Source organism: Sorangium aterium (assembly GCF_028368935.1).
GTDB classification, from domain to species: domain Bacteria; phylum Myxococcota_A; class Polyangia; order Polyangiales; family Polyangiaceae; genus Sorangium; species Sorangium atrum.
In genome coordinates, this window is sequence record NZ_JAQNDK010000003.1 from 665,223 (window position 1) to 688,115 (window position 22,893).

Sequence of the window (22,893 nt, forward strand, 5' to 3'; positions counted from 1 at the left end):
CGCTTATCTGGCTGGGTGAGATCATGGAAAACGCAAAAAACGATCAAGTTGTCAAGGGCGGACTGAGCCGGGCAATGGTGGTGGTGCTGGTATGCATCTTCATGTCGATGCTCGACAGCAGCATCGTCAACGTTGCGCTCCCCTCGATCGGCGAAGCCTTGCACGGCTCGTTTGTGGTCCTGCAGTGGATCGTACTCTCGTACCTGGTCGTCACGAGCGGGCTCGTGCTCGCGATGGGCCGTCTCGGCGACATCTTCGGCAAGAAGCGGTTGTACATCGCTGGTATCGTTATCTTCACCGCGGGCTCCGCGGTCTGCGCGGTCCCCTGGAACGCCGGGTGGCTGCTCCTGGGACGCGCGGTCCAGGGCGTCGGAAGCGCCATCCTGCTGGCGCTCGGGCCCGCCTTGGTGACCGAGCTCGTCGCGCCGGCCGAGCGCGGGAAGGCGTTCGGCATGATGGGCGCGACCGTCTCCCTGGGGCTCATTCTGGGGCCGGGGCTCGGTGGAGTTCTGGTCTCCTCGCTGGGCTGGAATTGGATCTTCCTGATCAACGTCCCCATCGGCCTGTTCGCGGCGGTGCGCGCTCTGCGCGATATTCCGTCGACGCGTCCGGCCGCGCACGAGTCGTTCGATCTTCTGGGCGCCACCGCGCTCTTTCTCGGGATCTCAAGCCTGGTGATCGCGATCACCGGGGGCGAGCGTTCGGGGATGGGTCCCGAGGGCGCGGCGGCGCTCTGGGCGGTCAGCGTGGGCTCGTTCATCGCTTTTGTCGTCGTCGAGCTCAAGGTCAAGACGCCCCTCCTCGATCTGCGGATTTTCAGGAACGCGCTTTTCAGCACGAACCTGGCGGGGGCGGTGCTGAATTCGATCGCTCTCGGCGGGACCCTGGTTTTGATGCCCTTCTATCTGCAGAACGTGCTCGCCCTCAGCGTTCGAACCACGGGGCTGCTCCTCGCCGTGACCCCGATCGCGCTCACCGTGGTTGCCCCGCTCGCGGGAGGTCTGAGCGATCGCTTCGGCGCGCGCCGCCTCATCCTCGGCGGACTGCTGATCACGGCGGTGGGCTTCTACGCGATCAGCACGCTCTCCCAAGAGACAGGCAAGGTCGAGTATGCGCTGAAGTTCCTTGTCCTGGCGGTCGGCGTGGGGCTCTTTCAAACACCGAACAGCGCGACCATCATGTCGTCGATCCAGACGGCGCGCACGGGCATCGGGGCGGGGCTCTTGTCGGTGGCGCGGCTCTTGGGCCAGACCGTGGGCGTCGCGACGGTCACCGGGCTCTGGTCGTGGCGTGTCATGTCGCACGTCGACATGGCCTCGGGCGAGGGCCCGCTGCGAGCGCCGCTGCAGGCGCAGGTCGACGGGTTTCGCGACGTGTTCCTGATTTTGCTGGTGACCACGGTGCTCACCGGCCTCATCGTGGCTCAAGGCTTTCGTTCCGGCACGAGCCCGGTCGGTCCGCTCGCCGCAGGGGGGGGCCGACCGGCAGCCGGCTGAACTCTCATCGGTTGGAAATGAAGCTCATGCAGCGACGCTGCATGAGGGGCGCCCAGGAGGAGGTTGAGTCATGACGCGTGATGAAGTGTTGTCGATCGTGCGTGAAAACATCGTGATGGTCCTTCCGGAGGTGGATGCGGCCTTGCTGCGCCCGGAGAGGAGTCTCTCGGAGCTCGGGGCCAACTCCGTCGATCGCGCGGAGATCGTCGTGGGGGCCATGGCGGCGCTGCGGATCAAGGTGCCGGGCAGCGAGCTCGCCGAGGCGAAGAACATCGGCGGGCTCGTCGACGTCCTGTATCGCAAGCTCAGCGCTTGACGGCGACGCCCCGAGGAGAAGCGGAGCTCGCATGAAAGGCGTGCTTGTCACGGGTATGGGCATCGTGGGCCCCTTTGGGTCGGGGGTCGCGTCGTTCGAGCGCGCGCTCCGCGAGGGGGCACGGCCGTTCACGGTCACGTCGCCCGCGATCTCGACGCGCGCGGGCTACATCGAGGCTCCGGTGCCGGAGGCCGTTCTTCAGGTCGCGTTCGGCGGTCAAGGCCGGACCGGCGAACTTCACCCGCGCCTCCGCAAGCTGGGCGCTCGAGCTCCTCTTGCCGTACAAGCCGCGCTCCTCGCGGCGTCGGAGGCGTTGTGGCCGGCCGGCGCGGCGCTCTCCGGCGAACGGATCGACATCGTCGTCGGAGGGCAGAACCTCACGCACGCATTCGAGCAGGAGGCGCTGCCGGCCTTCCGACAAGAACCCGCCTACGTGAGCCCGAGCGCGGCGCTCCGCATTCTTGACACCGACGTCCTTGGGTGCGTCAGCGAGGCGTTCGACATCCGCGGCGAGGGGATGTGCGTGGCCGGGGCGTCGGCGTCCGGAAACGTCGCGATCATTCACGGCGCGCGCCTCGTCTGCGGCGGCCAGGCCGATGCGTGCCTCGTCGTCGGCGCGCTCGCCGAGCTGTCGCTCTTTCAAATGCAGACGCTCGTCAGCATCGGCGCGCTCGGCGGCGAGTTCTTCCTCGACGCCCCGCACCGAGCTTGCAGGCCGTTCGATCGCCGCCACGGGGGGTTCATCCCTGGCCAGGCGAGCGCCGCGCTGTTGCTGGAGAGCGCTGCGTCCGCTCGTGCCAGGGGGGCGGAGCCGCTCGGATGCGTGCTCGGGGGCGGCATCGTCCTCGACGCGAAGAGCGGCTCGAGCCCGTCCGTTGACGGCGAAGTCGGCGCCATGCGCCGCGCGCTCGCCGACGCAGGTGCGAGCGCGAGCCACGTGAGCTACGTGAACGCGCACGGCACCGGAACGCCGCTGGGCGACGAGGTCGAGCTTCGGGCGATCGCGGAGGTGCTCGGCGAGCGGTGCGCGGAGGTCCCGGTGAACTCGACGAAGGTCGTGACGGGTCACTGCCTCTGGGCCGCGGGGGTCGTTGAAGCCGTGGCCACGCTCGTGCAGATGCGAGCTGGTTTCGTGCACGGCAACTTCAACCTGGACGACCCCCTCGAGACTCCTTGCAGGCTGGTCGGTCGGGCCAGCGAGGCGGCGGACATCGGCGTCGCCCTGAGCAATTCGTTCGGCTTTGGCGGCATCAATACGAGCGTCGTGCTCGGACGAGCATCGGATTCGCGCGCATGATCGCGAGCCTCGGCTCGAGCGCCGCCGGCGCCTGACCTCGGTGTGCACGATCGAGCGGCGCTCCAAGCCCGGGTGAGCTGGCCACCCCGCCCGCGGCTCACGTGGGTGCATCCGGGGGCCAGGCGGTGTACGCTCGTCTGGATCACACGGCGGCAAGACCGCACGAGACCCGGGAGACGACCATGGCCCGCACTGCGCCTGTACCGAACATCCCCGCCATCCCTGGAATGAACCCGGGCGTCTTCATCATGGGAGGGGGCGGGGCCGGTGGCGGGGGCGGTGGCGCTGGAGGAAACGGCTCTGGCGGTAAACAGGGCGGCAATGGATCCAACGGTGGCAAGGACGCCAGCGGCGGCGGGAAGTCCGCGTGTGGCAGTGCAGGCGGCGACGGCGCCGGCTGCCCGAACCACCATGGCGGCAAGAAATCGGGAATGGCTGCGAAGGGCGACCCGGTCGACGTGGTGACGGGCCGGGTGTTCACGATTCCCGCCGTCGACGTCGAGCTTCCGGGACCGCTGCCGCTGTCGATCGTGCGGTCGTACACCACCGCGGCGTTCGAGCGCGACGTCGGGCTGGGGTTCGGGTGGAGCCACTCGCTGGCGTGGGAGATCGAGGAGCGGCAGCGCATCATCCGCGTCTGGACCGACGATGGGCCGGTCGATGTCGAGGCGATGCCCGTGGGCGCCGGCGCGCCGGGCCCCCACGGCTGGGTCCTCGCGCGGGAGGAGCGCGGCTTCGTCCTCGATACCGGCGACGACCGCTGGCACGTGTTCGCCGAAGCGACGGGGAAGCGATACCGGCTGACCGCGATCAAGGACCGATACAACAACGAGATCAGGCTCTCCTACCGGGACGGCGTGCTCGCCGAGATCACCGACAGCGTCGGACGGATCGTCCGGGTCCGGCGGACGCCCGACGGGCGCATCGGCGCCTTCGAGATCAAGAACGCGCGGGAGCGCGGTGTCTGGGTGCCTCTCGCGCAGTACAGCTACGACGCGGCCGGCGATCTCTCGTCCGCGACCGACGCCGACGGATACACGACGCGCTACACGTACCAGGAACACCTCCTCACCTCCCATACGAGCCCCACCGGGCTCACGTTCTCATTCCGCTACGACGATCGGCGCCGCTGCGTCGAGACGTGGGGCGCTTACGACGATGGGCCCGACCGCAGCCTGGCGGAGGACGTCCCGACGCACCTGGCCGACGGGAAGACGGTCGCCAGAGGCATCTACCACTGCAAGCTGGAGTTCGGAGAGGACGGATATGTCGAAGTCGCGGACTCCATCGCGGTTCATCGCTACTTCGGGAACCGCTTCGGCAAGCTCGACAAGGCCGTGAGCGCCGGGGCCGTGTTCAGCCGGACGTACGACGAGCACGGGCACCTCCGGACGTTCATCGATCCGGTCGGCGCCATGACCGTCTGGCAGCGGGATCGCCTCGGCCGCGAGCTCTCCATCACCGATCCGCTCGGTCGAATGACGAAGATCGAGCGCGATCCGGACGGGCATGTCCGCCGAGCGATCGATCCGGCGGGCGGCGTCACCGAGATCGGGCGGACGCCCGACGGGCTCATCTGGACCGACCCCCTCGGCGCGGTGTTCCAGGTGCGCCAGGACGGGCGCGGGCGGCTCATCGAGACGGTGGCGCCGAACGGCGGCCGCACGACGTACCTCTATGATGATCTCGGGAACATGGTCGAGAAGACCGACGCGCTCGGGGGCAAGACGCAGCTGGCCTATGATTACTGGGGTCGGTGCCGCTCGATCCGGGATACGAGCGGCGCGGTGCTGTCGTACACCTATGACAACCGCGGCAACCTCACCGGCGTCTACCGGCCCGACGGCGGGACGACCCGCTACGAATACGACGGTATGGGGGACTGCACCGCGGTCCTCCAGCCGAACCAGCAGGTGACCCGGTTCGTGCGAGGGGGCTTCCACAAGCTCTGCGAGGTGCACAAGCCGAACGGAGAGAGCACGCGGTTCCGGTACAACCGTGAGGGGCGCCTTGTCGAGATCCAGAACGCGCTCGGGGAGCGCCACAGGATCGAGCTCAATACGGCGGGGATGGTGACCAGCGAGCGTGGGTTCGACGGGCGCGTGTCTCGAACCAAGTACGATTACAATGGCCGGATCATCTCCTTCCAGAACGCCGCGGGCGAGAGGACGGAGTACACGTACGACCTCGCCGGGCAGCTCATCGCGCGCACCTTCGACGACGGCAGCGTCGAGAGGTTCACCTACGACGCCCGCGGCGACCTGATCGCCGCTGACAGCCCCGCTGGCTCGTTCACCTATGAGCGCAACGCCGTCGGCTGGGTCGTGTCGGAGACCCAGATCGTGGGCGGCGAGGCCGCGACCATCCGGCGCACCTTCGATCTGATGGGTGACGTCGTCGAACGCACCACGTCGCTCGGTCACTCCGCCAGGTGGATTCGCAACGTCGGCGGGCTCGCCGAGAGGGTGATCCTCGACGGAAGAGACGAGATCCGGATCGCGTACGACGCCGCGGGGCGTGAGGTTTGCCGCGCCCTGCCGCGAGGCGGCCGGATCGAGAGCGTGTGGGACGTGATGGATCGCCTCGTCGAGCGGCGCGTCTGCTCGCCGTCGAGCCGCGTCCACGTCGGGCCGAACGAACCAGAATGGGTGGGCCCGGCCCCGGCGTCGGTGACGGTGCACCACGCGTACCGATACTCGCCTGCGTCGGAGCTCGTCGAGGCGTGGGACCAGGCGTACGGCACGCGCCGCTTCGAGTACGACCCTGCGAGCCAGATCCTGGCGAACGTCCCGGAGCACGAGCGCGCCGAGCTCTTTCGCTACGACGCCTGCGGGAACGTGTTCGACGTCGCCGCCGGCAAGCAGGATCGCTCGTACGGTCCTGGAAATCGCTTGCTCAGGAAGGGAGACACAGAGCTCCTCTGGGACGACGACGCGCGCCTCAAGGAGACGCGGGCCAGGACCTCCGCCGGAGCGCTCGATGTCACCCGATATGCCTGGGACGCGCGTGGGCTCTTGCAGTCGGTCGAGCGCGCCGACGGCACCGTCGTCGAGTTCTCGTACGATCCGGACGCCCGGCGCGTCGCCAAGCGGGTCTCCCGGCGGCTCTCGACCGGGGAGCTGCGGCCGGAGAGCGCGACGAGGTTCGTCTGGGATGGAGCCGAGCTCGTGCACGAGATCCGGCAGGTCACGGGCGACGCGGCTGCCCCCGCCGTGCCGACCGTGGATGCGCGCACGTACGTCTTCGAGGCCGGCGCGCCGTGGGCGCAGCGCGCGGGGGACGGCGAGTGGTATCACTATCTGAACGACGAGATCGGCACCCCGGAGCGGCTCGTCGGCCCCGACGGCGCCGTCGCGTGCGAGCTGCGGCGGAGCGCCTGGGGAAAGGTCGAGCCCGCGCGCAGCGCGTTGGCGCCGGTGTCGACGCCGATCCGCTTTCGTGGGCAGTACTGGGACGATGAGATCGGCCTCTGCTACAACCGCAACCGCTATTACGATCCCGAGGCGGGTCGCTATATCAGCGCGGATCCGATCGGGATCTTCGGCGGTCTCAATGGATTCGCCTACGCGGAGAACCAGCCGACGCGGCTCATCGATCCGGACGGGCTCATGGCCAAGGCCTCGAGCGAGATCGAGACCGCCGGCGGCAAGAGGCACCGCGGATCGAGCGCGTTCGGGGGGCCGCTCGACCCCGCGCTCCAGACCGCGGTCGACAACGCCCACAAGAAGTTCGACGACGGCCAGGTGGCGGGGCCGAAGCCATCGAGCGCCGGACAGTGTGCCGAGATCGAGGCGCTGAACAACCTGGCGAAAGACATCCGGCAGGACCGCCAGAAGAACGGCAAGACATTGAAAGACCCCGCGGCCGAAGACACCGAGATCAGGAAGGAGATGCAGAAACAGGTGAAGGAGGGCAAGATGACGACCAAGACGGACAAGGACGGTCTGCTCATGGATCCGTGCAAGTTCTGCGCGCAGGTCATGCGTGAGCTCGGCCTTCACCCGGCGAACAACGGGGGCACGGGCAAGAAGAACGGTGTCATCGGCTCGGACGGCAAGGCGTGGAACGGCAATGTCTGGCACAAGGGACGCTCCATGCCGTTCAGGACCGCTCCCTCGAGCACGCCGCCCTTCGCAGGCACATGATCTCTCCTTCGCGAGCACCGGATGCGCCGGCCATGGGTCCAGCGGCGGCCGAGCGTGGCGTCCTCGCCTTCTGGCACGAGGTCGAGCGCTGTCGCAGCGCCCCCCTCGGCGGTAAGGCGCGCGCTGGCGCTGTGGCGGCCCTAGAAGGGTGGCTGGAGCATGGCGGTGCGCGCGCGGTGCTGCTTGGGCCGAGCGGGCGCGGCAGATCGATGCTGCTGGGCGCGTGGGCGCTGGAGCTGGCCCGCGCGGGCCGGCACGAGATCGCGTTCGTCCCCGTGAGCCGCCGGTTCGGTACGGCGCTGGAGCATACGGCGCTGAACCTCCTTTATGCGCGCGTGGCACCGTTCCTCAGGTCGCCGCGGCGCACCGGCGAACGGCCGCACGGGGTCGAGGCGACGCGGCGTGATCTTGTGAGCATGCTCGAGGAGGGCCGCCAGCCTGAAGAGAGGCCGCTCATCGTGATCCTCGATGGGATCGACGAGGCCGTCGCGTGGAGCGCCGATGCCGCGCAGCGCTTCCTGCGAGATCTCGGCCCCGGCGTGCGCGCCGTGCTGTCGGCGCGCTCGATCGAGGTGCTCGGAGGGCTCCGGGAAGGGACGGAGTTGGTCGCGCTGCCGCCGATCGCAGTCGACGAGGTCGCGGAGGCTATCGGGCGGAGGCTCGGCGAGCTGCCGGCCAGCGTGAAGGACGACGTCGCCCGGGTGAGCGGCGGGGAGCCGCTTCTCGTGGAGGCGCTCCTCGAGGCCCTCTCGCAGAATTCCGCGGCTGTGGCGCCGCGGCTCGCGAGCGCTCCCGCAGGGGCTCCGGGGGTCCTCGATCTCTGCGCCGGCGGCGCGATCCGCCCTGTTTTGCCTTGGCTTGCAGGCGCGCTCGCGCCGATCGAGGAGGAGGAGCTCTTCGCGATCTCGACGGTGAGCGACGGAGTCTGGAACGAGCTGAGCGGACCGATCGTCGCCGCGAGAGAGTCGGGCCTCGCGCTCCGTCACCCGGCCTGGGCGGAGGCTGTTGAAGAGCGGCTTGCGCCGCAGCAGCGCGCGGCGGTCGATCGCCGGTTCGCCGACCACGGGAAGCGCGCGTTCGCCTCGGGCACGGTCTCTGACTACGTATGCCGGAACTGGCGCGCTCACCTGGAGCGGGTCGGTGCGAGCCTCGCAGAGCGGATCGAGCTGGTCTCGCGCGCGTGGCTCGACGTGTGGAGGACGCGCCCGGATGGCTCGTCCGGGTTCATCGCCGACGTGGACGCGACGGCGGCGTGCGCGGCGAGCCTCCTGGTCGATTCCGCGGCCGGAGGCGATGTCCTGGCGGCGCTGGCCGCGCGGGTCCGCTGCCTGCTCGTGACGAGCTCGGTGCGGACGATCCTTGGCTTCGAGGAGACGCGGCGTGTGCTGGCTGCGCAGGCCGTGCAGGAGGACGAGGAGGAAGAGGAAGGGGCCGAGGGAGGCGAGGGCTCCGCCGGAGCACACATCGAGATGCCGCGCGTGGGCGAGGACATCCTCGATGCTGGACGGCCGATCGCCGACGCCGCGGAGCGCGCCGGTGCCCTGATCCGGCTGGCGCACGAGCTGCCCGACGCCGAGCGCGCCGTCGTGCTCCGCTGGGCGCTCGAGGCCGCCAGCGAGGAGCACGCCGACGGGGGCGCGCTCGCCGCCGTGGCGCGCGCGCTCGACGGGCAGGCGCGCGTGACGGCCGCGCGCGAGGCGGCGGCGCGGCTCGCTCGCGAGCGGACCAAGGAGAGCCGGAGCGCGCGCGTGTCCCTGGCGGCGCTGCTGCCCGAGGCCGAGGCGCTCGACCTCGGTCGCGAGGCGTTCGCCGAGGTCCCGGCCGACGCGAGGAGCGACGAGCTGCCGCGGCTCTCGGAGGCCGCCGCGCGATGGTCTCCCGCGGCGGTGCGCGGGCTCTGGGCATGGTCCCAGGCGCTGCCCCCCTCGGACCGGCACCTGGTCCTCGCTCGCCTCGCTTCGGGGTTGCCCGCGGAGGAGCGGGAAGCGGGCGCGTCGGAGGCGCTGGGGCTCGCGCTGTCGCTGCTCGCGGGCGACGCGCTTCCGCCGGACGCGTGCTGGAGCATCTGCGCGCTCGCGCCGCACGCACCTGCCGGCGCCGCGTCCGCGCTGGTCCGGGCGTGCGCGGCTGCGGCCGGCCTCCACCTCCCGGTGGTGAAGGCCGTCGCCGCGCGCCTCTGCGATCTGGGGCGCGTGGAGGATGCGCTCGCGCTGGTGGACACGCTGCCCCAGCCGTCGGACCGGATCGAGGCGCGAGCCGCCCTGCTCGCGCACCTGCCCGCCGCGGTCCGCGAGGCCGCCTGGGCCCAGCTGTCGGGCGATCTGCAGGCGAGCGACGGCGCGCGCCTGCTCTTCGAGCGGAACGCCGCTGCGTGGACCCGGGCTCTCGGGGCCGATGCGGTCCTCGACCTGTCACGCGAGATCGGCGCCCCGTGGTCAGCCCTGGTCGCGATCGCCGTGGCCTCGCCGGACGACGCGCCGGCGATTGCGCGCGATCTGGTCGAGCGCGCTCTGGAGCAGCCGAGCGACGAGGACGAGGCGCTCTTCGCGCTGATCCCGCTGGCCGCCTCGATGACCGAGCCGCACGCGCGCCGCCTCTGCCAGAGACTCCTGAACGAGCTCGGCTGGAAGCCGCGGCCCGATCTCCTCGACGACTGGACGAAGGACGACCTCGGGCACCTGGCGCCGTTGTTCGCCCGCGTCGCTGGATCTCAGGGCGTCGCCGCGGTGGCCCGGGAGATCGTCGACGTCGCACGGTGGCTGCCCTGAGCGTCCGCGGAGAGACGGGCGGCGCGACGCTTGGAGCTCTTCCGGAGCTGCGTGATCATGGCGGTCCACGCAGATCCTGGGCTTGCCGCTCAGGGGCGGTACCGCGGATCGTCGAGGAAGGCAGTATCGGTCAGCGACCGCAGGAACGCCACCAGATCGGCCTTCTCGTCCGGAGAGAGCCGCAGCTCGTCGATCTGCGGATCCGTCGAGAAATGGCCCAGCCCGCCGCGATCGTAATGGTCGACCACCTCCTCCAGCGTCGCCAGCGATCCGTCGTGCATATAGGGGGCGCTCGCCGCGATGTTCCGCAGACCGGGCACCTTGAATTTGCCAAGGTCTCCCGTGCGTCCGGTGATCCTCTGCCGCCCGACGTCGCCGCCCTCGAGGTAAGTGCCGTTGTTGAAGAAGCCTTCGTTGGTGAGCATTCCGGACGGGTGGCAATGGAAGCAGCCAGCCCGCTCGGTCAGGAACAGCGCCTCGCCGCGGCGCTCGGCGTCTCCGAAGCTCGTGTCGTCCCCGCGCCGGTGGCGGTCGTAAGCGCTGTCGGCGCTGACGATCGAACGGACGAAGCTGGCGAGGGCCTTGCGCAAGGACTCCTCGCCGGGAGGCACGCCATAGGCATCCATGAACGCCTTCACATAGACGTCATCGCCGGCGACACGAGCGACGGCCTCGGCGAGCGGTAGATCCATCTCGTCGGGGTTCTCGATGGGCTTCCCGGTCTGCTCTTCCAGGGTGGCCGCGCGGCCATCCCAGAAGAAGCTCTCGCCCCAGGCGAGGTTCACCAGCGCGGGCGCGTTCCGCTGTCCCAGGCGGCCGTCGACCCCCTGGGAGACGGGGACCGGATCGGCGAAGGCGTACTCCTGTCGGTGGCAGCTCGCGCACGCGATCTCGCCGGTGCGAGAGAGGCGCTTGTCGAAGAAGAGCCTCTTGCCGAGCTGGGCCCTCGCCTCGGTGAGCGCGTTTTCGGCCGGCGCTCTGGCCGCCGCGGTGCGCGCGGGAAAGCCGGCGGGGATGGCGTCCGTGACGAGCGGCGGCAAAGGTCCAGGGGCCGCCGGCCCGTCGTCGCCGCATCCGCCCGCGAGGAGCAGCGCCGCCAGGCCGATGGCCCCGCCAAAGTTGGAGCTCGGCGTCACGGACCGAAGGTGAACACCGTCCGATCGGGGAGGCCGCGCCGCAGGCGCTCACCCGCGAGGAGCTCGTCTCCCACGGGCCCGGGCGGCGGGACGAACCCGGTCATGTCGACGTCCGCCGTGGCGCCCGCGAAGACCTCGTCCATGACGATCCGGACGACCTTGCCCGTCGAGCCGCTCGCGGGCACGGACAGCGCGCCTCGTACCTCGACCCTGGGCGCGAGATCCTCGACCAGGTTGCCTCCCATGTGGACCGCCGGCGGAACCGTGGCCGTCTCTCCCTCGGGATCGACGGGATCCCCCTCGTCCGGCGGAGCCACGTTGCCCTCGTAGCGCAGGAAGAGGTGGCCGGTGTGCGGCCACGTCATCTGGGAGGCTTCCGCCAGAGGCGCGACGCTCGTTTCGGGCCGGGAGCTGTTGCAGGCCTGGTGCAAGCCCCAGATGAAGCTGACGCCTTCGTAGCTGCCAGCCGGAGCGCGCAGCCGGAGCGCGGCCGAGCCCGGGTCCTCGGCGTTGTAGAAGTGGACCCCGTAAGGGGTGGGGGCGCCGTCCGGGCCGACGATATCGACGGGCACGAGGTCGCCGTCCGCCCCGATCAGCGCCGCGTGCGAGACGTAGAAGCGAACGTTGAGCGGCGTGACCGTGCTGCCGTCCGGCGCGACGTTCGGCTCGCCGAACAGGAACGGCTCACCGCCGAGGACGAGCTCGAACGCGAGCTCGACGAGTGTGCCCTCGGTCCGGATGGACGCCGGCTGCTCTGCGCAACCGGTCGGCCAGGTGGCCTCGGCCTGGCCGCCCGCGCCACCGGCGCCGCCGGCGCCCGGTTGGGCGTCCGCGCCACCCGCGCTGCTCGCTCCACCGGACCCATCGGGCTCGCTGCCGCCCGCACCGCCGGTCCCGGACTCGATTGGCTGATTCGAGCCCCCGCCGCAAGCGGCTGCGGCGCCCAATAGCAATCCGAACAACCGGAACAAGCCAGGAGATTTCATCGTGGGATCGATTGTACGCGATGACGCACCACACGGGAACAGATGACGCATCGCCGGGATCTTGCTGGGCGAGACGCGGATGGGTGGTGCGAGCGGCTATACGCCGCCGGGCCGGCCAGCACCATTGTGCCAGGGCGGTGCGCGGGCGAAGAAGGGCGCTCTGCCGCATGACGGCGGGCGGTGACACGCAGGGCAATGGGCAGCCACGCGGCGTCCCCATCACCGCGCTGGCGCCCTCCGGCGCTCCGACAGAGGCGTTCGTTCTCGAGCGGGCCGCCGGCAAAGTGCGACCGTGATCCGGCGCGGCTCAAGCCGCCTTGGACACCTCGCGCAGCTCGGCCGGCTCCTGGTCCCATCCCCGAGAGCTGATCACCTCGCGGATCCACGCGATGTGGCGCCGCTCGTCCTCGAACCCGCGCTCCAGAATGGGCTTCAGATCGTCGGGCGCTTCGCCGCGGAGCGCGGAGGCGTACGTGCCGTTGGTCAGCTCCTCGTTCCCGCGCATCGCCAGCACGGCGGTGCGGTCCTCCTGGCTCGACAGCTTCGTGTAGCCCACGATGATCTTCCCGACGTCGCCGAGCTCCGTGGCGGGCTCGCCGCCCTGCGCGCGCACCCAGTCGGAGAGCTCCGCGACGTGGCGCTCGTGATCGGCCCCGAAGGCAACGAGCTGCTTCTTGAGATCGCCGCCGACGCAGGCGTCGGCCGATATCCGGTACCCCTCAGCCGCGGCGAGGTCGAGCTCGATCACATTGAGGATCATCGTCATCGTGTCCTGGTTCATCTCCGCCTCCGTTCATGAGATCTGGTGTCCGGCATTGCTCCCGCAACCCTGTGGCGGGGCCGGCGCTCCGTCGCTCTGCCGCTCGGCGCGGACGGCACGGCTCCGGAGCCCGATCCAGGCCGTCGCGAGGCCGAGCTCGATAGCCGCATCCACGAGGTAGATCTTGGAGATGCGGCCGCGAAGCGCGTACACGAGAGCGCTCGTCCCGAGCCCCGCCGCGGCCCCTCCGCCGAGCAGGGCGACCTCGGGCGGGATGCGGCCTCTCCGCGCGGAGATCACGAGCGTCGTGCCGATGACCGCGATCAACAGACCTGTCGTCTTCACCAGCCAACGGTCGCTCTTCGGGCCAGTGACCGCCTCGAACGTACGTAGGTTGACGAGCGGCCAGATCCCGGCGAGCGCGTAGAAGAGACCCTGCGCTCCGGCGAGGAAGATCGCCTGTTCCCGATCACGTTTCGTGTTCACCATCGCCGCTGTCAGCGATCGCCGCCGGGCGTGCCGGAGCCGCCATGCGTGCCGGAGCCGCTGCCACCGCCGGGCGTGCCGGAGCCGCCGGGCGAGCCAGAGCCGCTGCCACCACCGGGCGCGCCGGAGCTGCTGCCGCCGCCAGGCGTGCCGGAGCGGCTTCCACCGCCCGGGCTACCGCTGCCCGAACCGGACGAGCCGCGGGGCTTCGCGCCCGGCGTGCTGCACGCGCACTCGCACATGTTCTGGCCTTGCGACGCCCCCGACCTGGCGCCCTGGCCGCCGGAGCTGCCCGTCCCGCCGGCGGGACCCTGGCTCGGACCGGCGCCGCCCTGCCTCGTACCGGAGGAAGAGCCCTGGCCGCCGGAGCTGCCCGCCCCGCCGGCGGGACTCTGGCTCGGACCGGCGCCGCCCTGCCTCATTCCGGACGTCCCGCCGGCGGGACTCTGGCTCGGACCGGCGCCGCCCTGCCTCGTGCCGGAGCCGGAGGAAGAGCCCTGTCCCCGGCCCGAGCCGGTCCCTCCCGGCTGGCCGCTGTCCTGCGCGAACGCGACGCCCGACCCGAGGGCCGCGAGCGCGACGCCGGCCATCAATCCGAAGACCTTCTTTTGCACCATGATGTCCTCCATCCTCCGTTCGCGAAGCCACCGCCCATGCCGCCGGGGCCCGCTCGGCATCGAGGCGCGTGGGCTCGACGCTCCACATCCGCGCCGAACGTTTGGGTCGAACCCGCGTCGAGGGAGGCTCACGCCGTCCTGATTCAACGTCGGAAAATGCCCCACGTACCGCGGATGGCAGCGGGCGCCCGGAAGCAGGCGCCGAGGTGCCATGGCGCGGGGTCGTCACGCCTGCCTGGCGAGCCGCCGGAGCGCGAGGATCCCGGCGCCGAGCACCGCCGCCGCCCCGAGGAGCCGGCGCGCTGTGTAGGCCCTCGACAGGGCCACCATCCCGGCCACGGCCCACGGGGGAGGCGCGCTTTGCTGCGGGGCCGAGATCGCGTGTGACGCCGCTCCCTTCGGCGCTGCCGAATCGCGCTCCGCGAAGAGCTCGATCATCGCGCGCGTGAAGGCGGCCAGATCGTGCGGACCGCGGCTCGAAACCCAGTTCCCGTCGCGCACGACGGCCTCGTCGCGCCAGACGGCGCCGGCATGCACGAGATCGTCCCGAATGCCAGGCCATGACGTGAGCTGCCGGCCGTTCAGGCGCCCCGCCGACGCGAGCATCCACGGGCCGTGGCAGAGCGTGGCGATCGGCTTCCCCGCCTCGTCGATGGCCCTGACGAACTCCCGCGCCGCTCGGCTCTGCCGGAGGAGGTCGGGGTTGATGAAGCCGCCCGGCAAGAGCAGGGCGTCGTAGTCGGCCGGAGCCGCTTGCTCCACCGTCCGATCGACGCGCACCGTACGGCCGGGCCAGTACAGGTTCAGGCCGCGGATGTTCCCGCGTCGGAGCGAGAGCACCTCGACGTGGGCCCCCTCGGCGCGGAGCGCCTTCGTCGGGATCGTCAGCTCGACCTGCTCGAATCCATCGGTCGCGAGCACCGCGACGTGCAACCCCTTCAACCTTTTCCGAAACAGCATCTTCGACCTCGTGACGCGCGAGCGCGCATCTCGGGCTCATTGCAAGGTCTATGCTCTCGATGGCGTGCCGGCGACCAAGTCCAGGAGCATCCGAGAGAACGGCTCAGGGTCGGCCGACGTCGTTCATGTGCCGGTCGACGCCCACGGCCTTCGAACGGAGGAGCTGGAGGCGCACGCCGAGCGGTTACCAGCTCCTGGTCACCCCGCCGTTCCGGTTACCACGTCCTCTGGTAACCGCCCCGTTGCAATGCGATAAATCCGTTGAAATTCAATGGTTTGGGCTTGTGGCCCGAGAGCTGCTTCAGGGGTTGGCAGGAGACCTTACCATGGTAACCGAACCGACATCCCACCGCCTCACGCTTCCCATTCTCCTCGCCACCCTGCTCGCCGCGTGCGCCGGAACGTCCGACGGCGGCAGCTCGACCGGCGACGCGCCGGCCGATCCTGCCGGTCCAGCGCCTCACGAGGGCGCCTCTCCCGGCCAGCAGGCCGCGCCCGCCGTGCCTCCGGCGCCGGATCTCGCGTACCCCGGCAAGGGCTTCATCGTCCACGAATGGGGCACCGACACCGTGGTCGTCGGCTCCGACGGCTCGCTTCAACCGGGGCTGCATCACGAAGAGGAGGACCTCCCCGCCTTCGTCTATGACCGGCTCGAAGCCGGCACGCTCGAAGGCTCGATGTCGACGAGCGTCAACGTGAAGATGGAGACGCCGGTCACTTACTTCTACTCCGAGGAGCCGCTCGACGCGCATGTCGAGATAGGGTTCCCCAAAGGGATCTTCACGCAGTGGTACCCCGCCGTCCGCGAGTTCTACCCGCCCATCATCGCGCCCGGCAGCGTTGCTGGCGTGACGACGTACGCGGACCCGGCGTTCGACCCCGACTTCCCCTTTGGCTCGCCGATGTGCTCAGAGATGTACGGCCCGAACGCGCGCGGGTTCCTCCAGTGGAGCAACATCGAGGTCCTCGGGCGCGACAGCGATATCCCCCTGCCCGAGGCGCCGCTCGATCGGTTCACGTGGGCGCACGCGCGCCAGGTCGGCGCCAACCCGCTCCGCATCGCAGGCGTGCCCGGCGCGATGGAGGCGCCCCAGCACGAGCGCTTCCTGTTCTATCGAGGGCTCGGCAACTTCGACCTGCCCGTCCGCGTGACGGCCGGCACCGGCGGGGCGATCTCCGCCGAGAATACCCTCGACGAGGCGATCGGCGCCGTCTTCGTCCTCAACGTCGGCGCCTCGACGGGGGCGTTCGTCGCGCACCCCCAGGGTATCGCCACGGGCGGCACGCTCGTCGAGCGCGCCCCCTCGCTCGACGGAGCGCCGCCGCTCGACGAGTTCGTCGAGTCGCTCGGCGCGAGCATGATCGACACCCTCGACGCGACCGGCCTGTACCACGACGAGGCCGTCGCCATGGTGAACACCTGGAAGCGCCAGTGGTTCCGGACGCCCGGCGTCCGTGTGCTCTACCTCGCTCCGGAGGCGTGGACCGACGCCTCGATCCCGATCGCCATCATTCCCACGCCTGCCGATGTCGTGCGCGTCATGATGCTCCGCGTCGAGGTGCTCTCGCCCGAGCTCGAGGCAGCGGACGTCGGCGCGGCGCGGCGGCTCGCAGATCCGTCCCTCGCCGGCGACGCCGAGCGCCACTTCGACGATCTCGGGCGCTTCGCCGAGCCGCGTCTCCGCCGCGCGCTCACGATCCTCGGCGAGCCCGCGTACGGCCAGCCCTTGCTCGCCCGCATCGCGGCGGGAGCGACGGCGAGCGCCGCGCGCGAGTAACCTCTCGGCCATGCACGCCCCGCGGCGCGAGCCCTTCATGGCCCATCCTCGGTACGAGCCGGGCGAGATCCTCGGGCAGGGGGCGCAGGGCGTCGTGGGGCGCGTGATCGACCGCGAGGCGCGGGGGCGCGAGCTCGTCGCGAAGGTGTTCCGTCAGGGCGCCTTCCGCGAGGACACCCTGCTCGGCGAGTTCGCGCTGCTCGCGCGCCTGCGCATCTCCGGCGTGGTGCGGGCGCACGATCTCGGGCGGGACGAGCGGACGGGAGCGCCCTTCCTCGTCGAGGAGTACGTCGCCGGCGACGACGCCGCGGCGTGGGTGCAGGAGGGCCCGGCCGCCGAACGCCCGGCGCGGCTCGCGGGCGTGCTCGCCGGCGTCGCGAGGACGCTCGCCGCCCTGCACGACGCGGGGTTCGTGCACAGCGATCTCAAGCCGGCGCACGTCCGGATGCGGCCCCTCGGCGGGGGCGGCGCCGAGGCCGTGCTCCTCGACCTCGGGGCGGCGGTCTCGAGGGCGCGCGCGCCGGGCGGCGCCGTCGCGTTCACCTCGGCGTTCGCCGCGCCCGAGCTGCTCGCCGGGGGCGCGCCCTCGCCCGCGTCCGACCTCTACAGCCTGGGGGCGCTCGCGTGGTGCTCGGCCGCGGGCCGCCCGCCCGGGCCCTTTCGCGCGCGGCGCCCGCTGCGCGACGCCGCACCGTGGGTCCAGCCGAGCGTGGCCGAGGTGATCGAGGCGCTGCTCGCGCTGCACCCGCGAGACCGCCCCCCCGAGGCCCGCGAGGTGCTCCGGCAGCTCGGCGTCGCGGCCGCGGAGGCGGGCATCGCCGTCGGGGCGCCGCCCGCGCCCATCGGGCGGGAGCGCGAGCTCGAGGCGCTGCAGCAGGCGCCGTCACCGTCGGGGCACGTGCGTTATGTCACGGGGCCGAGCGGCGCCGGCAAGAGCCACCTCGGCCGCGAACTCGTGACGCGGGCGCTGCTCGCCGGGCGGAGCGCCCGCTACGTGGCGTTCCCGCGCGAGGCCGACCCGCTCCTGCTGCGGCTCATCGCGTTCTTCCGGGGCGCCGAGCAGGCGCCGCCGTTCGTGACGCCGCCCCGCGACGGGCCTCCGCTCCTGCTCTTGCTGGACGACCTGGATCAGGCCCCGGCCGAGCTCCGCGCCGCGCTCGACGCGTACCGGTGCCGGCCGGCGGCGCCCGGCGGCGCGGCGATCGAGGTGATCGCGACGGCCCGGAGCGCGCCCGAGGGCGCGGCTTGCGTGGCGCTCGGGCCGCTCAGCGACGCGAGCTTCGGCGCGCTGTGCCGCGCGCTCGGCGTGGACGACGAGGCGAGCGTGCGAGAGGCCGCCGTGGCGTCGGGGAAGAACCCGGGGTGGCTCTTCGCGTCGCTCGGCCGCGTGCCGCTCACGAAGGACACGGCGCTCGAGCGGGTGCGCGGGCTGTCGGCCGATGCCTGCGCGACGCTCGCCGCGATCGCGATCGCGGGCGGCGCGCTGCCCGAGGCGCGCTGCTCTCTCGGGTTCGGGCCCGGCGGGCGGGCGGACGCGCGGGGCGGCGGGCAGCAGCGCGCCTCCGGCGAGCGAGCCCTCGGCGAGCTGCTGGCGGGCGCGCTCATCGCGAGGCGGGAGGCGGCGGCCGGCGCGCTCACCACGCTGTCGGCTCCCGCCCTGGCGAGGGACCTAGCGGCGGCGCTCGCCACGCCGGAGATCGCCGAGGAGGTCGCCGCGGCGCTGCTCGCGGACCCCGGCGCGGCTGCGTCGGCGCTCCTCTCGGCGGCGGCGGCGCCGTGCACGAGCGCCCGCCGCGCGCAGCTCCACGAGCGGGCCGCGGCGCGAGCGCGCGAGGCCGGGCTGCGGTCGGAGGAGATCGACGCGCTGCTCGCGCTCGGCGAGGACGCGGACCGGAGGACCCCGGCGCTCCTGTGCAGGCTCGAGCGGCTGACGCGCGACGCGGGCGTGGGCGCGGCGCACCCGCAGGTCGTCGCGTGGCTCGACGAGGCGGCGCAGGGGGACGAGCGGGTGCTCGTGCTCGCGCTGCGGCGGCGCGCGGAGAGGCGCGCGCGTGATGGAGACGCGACGGCGGCGAAGGAGCAGGCGCTCGCGGCGCTCGCGGCGGCGCGGAGGCTCGGCGGCGGGGCGGCCGAGGCGTTCGCGCTGTCGACGCTGGGGCTCGTGGCGCTGATGCGCGCCGACTGGGGCGAGGCGGAGGCGTGGCTCGCGGGGGCGCAGGCGAAGCTGCCCTCGGCGGGCGAGCGCGTGGACGACGTCGAAGGCGAGCGCGTGGACGACGTGGAAGAGGTGGCGCGGCTCCACCACAACGCGGGCATCGTGGCGCTCTACCGCGGCCAGGTGGACGACGCGGTGCGGACGTTCGAGGCGTCGCTCGCGGTGAAGCGGAGCCTCGGGGATCGAGCCGGCATGCGCTCGTGCCTGATGAACCTGGGGATCGCCCTCGGGAAGGCGTCGCGCTACGAGGACGCCTTCCGCGCGCTCGACGAGGCGATGCGGCTCGCGCGGTCGCTGGGTCAGGTGGCGGGGCGCGGCTGGTGCCTGTCGGCGCGCGCGGACATCGAGGTGCGCCGCGGCGACGCGCGCGCGGCGGAGCGCTGCATCGAGGAGGCGTGGGCGCTCGCGGCGTCGCTCCCTGCGGCGATCCAGGCCGATCTGGTGATCGCGCGGGCGAACGTGGCGTTGCTCGACGGCGACGGCCCGAGGGCGCTCGCGGCGCTCGCGGCGCTGGATCCGGGCGTGCGAGCGAACGATCCGCTCGTGGACGCGCGGGCCCAGGTGGCGGAGGCGCAGGTGTACCTCACGAAGCTGCCAGCGGAGCCACGGCGGGCGGCGCGGGGGGCGATCCGGGCCGCGCGGCGGGCGCGCGCGGCGATGCTCGCGGAGGTGGAGGCGCAGGCGCTCGACGTGCTCCGCTCGGCGCGGCCGGGCGCACCGGCGGCGGGCAGCGCGTATGCTGGCCGAGGCATGACAGCGGCGGCGAGCGGGGAGGATGAAGCGCTCTGGGCGTGGCTCGCATCGGTGGCGGCCGCGGGCGACGGCGCGAGGGGGACGGCGGACGGCGCCGCGGAGGCAGCGATCGGGCTCGCCCGCGCCCTCGTGCAGCAGTCGGGGGCCGAGCGCGCGCTGCTCGCCGTGGTCGACGAGCAGGGGCGGGTGGTCGCGGCCTGGGGCGCCGATCTCGACGGGCTGGAGATCGCCGAGGCGGCGCGGCGCATCGCGCCCGACCTGGCCCGGCTCGCGCTGAGCCAGGCCGCGCCCGTCCACTACCAGCGCGACGTGGAGACGCCGGGCGGCCGCGGCTCGCGGCTCGTGGTGCGCGGCGGCGCAGACCACGCCTCGATGGGCGCGCGCGCCCTGGCGGCGAGCGCGGTCTCGCCGGGTCCGGCGCTCCCCGGGCCTCTGCGCGCGCTCCTCGTGGTCGAGCACCGGTTCCGCCCGGCGTGCTTCGATGCCGTCACGGAGGCGCAGGCCGCTCGCTGGGCGTCGCTCGCGGGGCTCTTCCTGCGGCTCTTCGCCCGCCCCGGAGCGCCGGAGGAGCCGCGCCGCGAAGGCCCGGCGCCTGCCTGCCTCGCCTCGCTCGCGGAGCCCGCGCCCGATCTCCGGCACGCCGACACCACGGTCGTGCCCGCGGCCCCGCTGCGGAGGAGCTTCCCCGGCATCCTGGGCCAGAGCCCCGCGCTGCGCCGGGCGCTCGCGCGCCTCGACGCGGCGATCGACAGCGATCTGCCCGTGCTCCTGATAGGCGAGACCGGCACGGGTAAGGAGCTCTTCGCCCGCGCGCTCCACGATCTCGGCCCGCGCCGTTCGCGCGAGCGCGTCGCCGTCAACTGCGGCGCGGTGCCCGACACGCTCTTCGAGGCGGAGCTCTTCGGCCACGCGCGGGCCTCGTTCACGGGGGCCGAGCGCGCGCGCCCCGGCCTGCTCGCCCGGGCCGAGGGCGGCACGCTCTTCCTCGACGAGCTGGGGGAGCTGCCGCTCCCGCGCCAGGCGGTGCTGCTGCGGGCGCTGGAGTCACGGCGCTATCGCCCGGTGGGCAGCGACGACGAGCGGCCGTTCGACGCGCGGATCGTCGCGGCCACGAACCGGGATCTCGCGCAGGCGGTCGCCGAGCGGGCGTTCCGGCAGGACCTGCTCTTCCGGGTGAACGCGATCGAGATCCACGTGCCGCCGCTCCGCGATCGGGAGGGCGACGTGCCGCTGCTGCTCGCCGGGTACCTGGATCGGATGGGCGCCCCCATCGAGATCGCGCCGCGAGCGCTCGCGGCGCTCGACGCCTACGCGTGGCCCGGCAACGTGCGGGAGCTCGCGCACCTGGTCCAGCGCCTGGCCGCGCTGGGCGTGCGCCGCGTCGACCTCGAGCACCTCCCGCGGGGGGTGCGGGCGAGCGCGCTGCGAGCGAGCGCGCGCCGGACGCCCGCCGCCGCGGAGCGCCCCGCGGGCGAGGCGCGACCGCCGGCCAGTCCCGCTCCGCCGCCGGCCGCGGAGCGCCCCGCGGGCGAGGCGCGCCACGCGCTGGCCGAGGACGACGAGCGCGAGCCGATCCGCCGCGCGCTCGCGGAGACCGGCGGGAACATCAGCCGCGCGGCCGAGCGCCTCGGCATCACGCGCCACGGTCTGAAGAAGCGCATGGCGCGCCTCGGCATGCGCGCCCCCTCCGGATCGCAGGGGAAGGCGGGGTGAACCCCCTCGTGAAGGCGCTGCTGACGAAGAGGCAGGCAAACGCAGTATCGGAGGACTCTTTATGAAGGGCAGCGGTTCCGGAGCACTGAACACATCGAGGCTCGAGGAAGAGCACCAGCGAGGCCGCGCGGCAGGACAAATGGTCTTTCCGATCCTCCCGCGCCCCTGCCACCCTCGAGGACCGAGCCCTCGCCGTGGGTGGAGCGGGCGGTTCGCCCTCGCGTTGCTCGTCGCGGGCTGCTCGCCTGCGGCCGTCGACGGATCGCCGGCGCACCCGCCGGACGGCGGAGGTGGCGCCCCCACCGAGCCGCCCCCGCCCGCTGCATGCGATGCCTCCGCGGCCGACGGCGTCGCCGTCTTCGCCTCGGACGTCGACACAGGCGCCCCGCAGGCGCCCGGAGCTCCCCCCTACGCGATCGACGGCTGCTGGCTGGCCTACGTCGCGCCGCGCGAGGCCGGCGACGCGAGCGGCGCTCTGAGGCTGCGTGATCTCGGTACGGGCGAAGAGCTCCTCCTCGCGCCGGCCGCCGAGACGCCCCGCCGGCCTGCGCTCGCCGGCGACGTCGTGGTCTGGGAGGCGACGGACAGCGGAACACGCGTGGTGCGCGTGCGCCGGGGTGGCCAGACGCAGACGATCCGCGGCCCGTTCGATCACGCGGGCGAGCCGCGCGTGGAGGGAGACGCCGTGGTGCTGACAGGCTGGCTGACCGCGGACGAGAGCGGCGACACGGACGTCTTCCTGTACGAGATCGGCGAGGAGGAGGCGGTCCAGATCGCGTCCGGCCCGGGCCAGCAGCGCTTCCCGGACATCTCGGCGACGCACGTCGCCTTCGCTGATTTCTCCGAGGATCCCGACGGCCGCTTCGACGAGGACGCGCGCGATCTCGCGGACATCGTGGTCTATGACCGGCGCACGAGGCGCGCCACCCGGCGCTCCCGGGAAGGCAAACAGTCCTTCCCGATGCTCGGCGCTGGAGAGAGGGGGGTGGCTTATCTCGAATGGGCGCCGTTTCATCCGGAGCCCAAGTTCGAGCAGTTCGATCTGCGGATCGGGGACATCACCGCTCCTGCGGACGGCGACGCCTTGGCCGCGAGCATCGAGCAGTCGGGCCGGCCGTACGTGCTCCCCGAGGTCCGCGGCGAGCTCATCGAGTGGGTGGAGCGGCCTGCGGACGGCAATGCGTCCTTGCGGCGGAGGCCGGCCGATCTCTCGGCGCCCGCGGTCGAGGTCCCCGGGCTCTCGGCGTTCGAGCTGTTCGGGCCGTCGGCCTCTGCGACGATCACGGTGCTCGCGGCGCGCTCGCCGGGAGGCGAGCTGGAGCTCCGCGGCGTCGCTCGGTGATCCAGGGGGGCGCAGGACAGCCTCGCGGCGACGCGGTGTAGGTCCGGGAACGCTACCTCCCGGCGGGACAGGCCTCGCGAGGGGAGTCGGCGTGGGGCGCCCGCGATCACCGGAGTGATCCGAGC

14 protein-coding genes are annotated in these 22,893 nt (G+C 72.4%); 8 read left to right on the forward strand and 6 right to left on the reverse strand.

Features of this window, described 5'->3' with window-relative positions; all coding sequences use genetic code 11:
* Positions 1–23: 23 nt before the first annotated feature.
* The 5 genes from POL72_RS26765 (at position 24) to POL72_RS26785 (ending at position 10,022) form a co-directional block, all read left to right on the forward strand.
* Entirely contained in the window at positions 24–1,496 is a 1,473-nt protein-coding gene (locus tag POL72_RS26765) for a DHA2 family efflux MFS transporter permease subunit (protein WP_272098422.1), read from the forward strand.
* 70 nt (positions 1,497–1,566) lie between these two features.
* Positions 1,567–1,812 (forward strand): acyl carrier protein, encoded by a 246-nt coding sequence (locus POL72_RS26770; RefSeq protein ID WP_272098424.1) that lies wholly within the window; start codon positions 1,567–1,569, stop codon positions 1,810–1,812.
* A gap of 31 nt (positions 1,813–1,843) precedes the next feature.
* On the forward strand, positions 1,844–3,109 hold the full coding sequence (locus POL72_RS26775; RefSeq protein ID WP_272098425.1) for a beta-ketoacyl synthase N-terminal-like domain-containing protein: 1,266 nt from the start codon (positions 1,844–1,846) through the stop codon (positions 3,107–3,109).
* 182 nt (positions 3,110–3,291) lie between these two features.
* Complete coding sequence (locus POL72_RS26780) at positions 3,292–7,254, forward strand: RHS repeat-associated core domain-containing protein (RefSeq protein WP_272098426.1); 3,963 nt, start codon at positions 3,292–3,294, stop codon at positions 7,252–7,254.
* A 32-nt stretch (positions 7,255–7,286) separates the two neighbouring features.
* On the forward strand, positions 7,287–10,022 hold the full coding sequence (locus POL72_RS26785) for a hypothetical protein (protein ID WP_272098428.1): 2,736 nt from the start codon (positions 7,287–7,289) through the stop codon (positions 10,020–10,022).
* An 89-nt stretch (positions 10,023–10,111) separates the two neighbouring features.
* Here POL72_RS26785 and POL72_RS26790 read toward each other — a convergent pair whose 3' ends face one another.
* The 6 genes from POL72_RS26790 to POL72_RS26815 form a co-directional block, all read right to left on the reverse strand.
* The gene (locus POL72_RS26790) at positions 10,112–11,158 is read right to left on the reverse strand and encodes a cytochrome-c peroxidase (RefSeq protein WP_272098430.1); all 1,047 of its coding nucleotides are present in this window, start codon (positions 11,156–11,158) and stop codon (positions 10,112–10,114) included.
* Positions 11,155–12,144, reverse strand: coding sequence for an MbnP family protein (locus POL72_RS26795; RefSeq protein WP_272098432.1), 990 nt, complete (start codon positions 12,142–12,144; stop codon positions 11,155–11,157). Before POL72_RS26795 ends, POL72_RS26790 begins: the two co-directional genes overlap by 4 nt.
* Before the next feature lie 307 nt (positions 12,145–12,451).
* The gene (locus tag POL72_RS26800) at positions 12,452–12,925 is read right to left on the reverse strand and encodes a ferritin-like domain-containing protein (protein WP_272098434.1); all 474 of its coding nucleotides are present in this window, start codon (positions 12,923–12,925) and stop codon (positions 12,452–12,454) included.
* Between the two features lie 12 nt (positions 12,926–12,937).
* Positions 12,938–13,393, reverse strand: coding sequence for a hypothetical protein (locus tag POL72_RS26805; RefSeq protein ID WP_272098436.1), 456 nt, complete (start codon positions 13,391–13,393; stop codon positions 12,938–12,940).
* Between the two features lie 8 nt (positions 13,394–13,401).
* Positions 13,402–14,007, reverse strand: coding sequence for a hypothetical protein (locus POL72_RS26810; RefSeq protein WP_272098438.1), 606 nt, complete (start codon positions 14,005–14,007; stop codon positions 13,402–13,404).
* A gap of 225 nt (positions 14,008–14,232) precedes the next feature.
* Positions 14,233–14,967: a type 1 glutamine amidotransferase domain-containing protein gene (locus POL72_RS26815; RefSeq protein ID WP_272098440.1), complete on the reverse strand. Its 735-nt coding sequence runs from the start codon at positions 14,965–14,967 to the stop codon at positions 14,233–14,235.
* A gap of 326 nt (positions 14,968–15,293) precedes the next feature.
* On the opposite strand from POL72_RS26815, the gene POL72_RS26820 reads away from it, so the two are divergent.
* The 3 genes from POL72_RS26820 (at position 15,294) to POL72_RS26830 (ending at position 22,768) form a co-directional block, all read left to right on the forward strand.
* Complete coding sequence (locus POL72_RS26820; RefSeq protein WP_272098442.1) at positions 15,294–16,745, forward strand: hypothetical protein; 1,452 nt, start codon at positions 15,294–15,296, stop codon at positions 16,743–16,745.
* 37 nt (positions 16,746–16,782) lie between these two features.
* A complete protein-coding gene (locus POL72_RS26825; protein WP_272098443.1) occupies positions 16,783–21,426 on the forward strand; it encodes a sigma 54-interacting transcriptional regulator in 4,644 nt (1,547 codons plus the stop codon).
* Between the two features lie 139 nt (positions 21,427–21,565).
* Positions 21,566–22,768 (forward strand): hypothetical protein, encoded by a 1,203-nt coding sequence (locus POL72_RS26830; protein ID WP_272098445.1) that lies wholly within the window; start codon positions 21,566–21,568, stop codon positions 22,766–22,768.
* Positions 22,769–22,893: the final 125 nt, after the last annotated feature.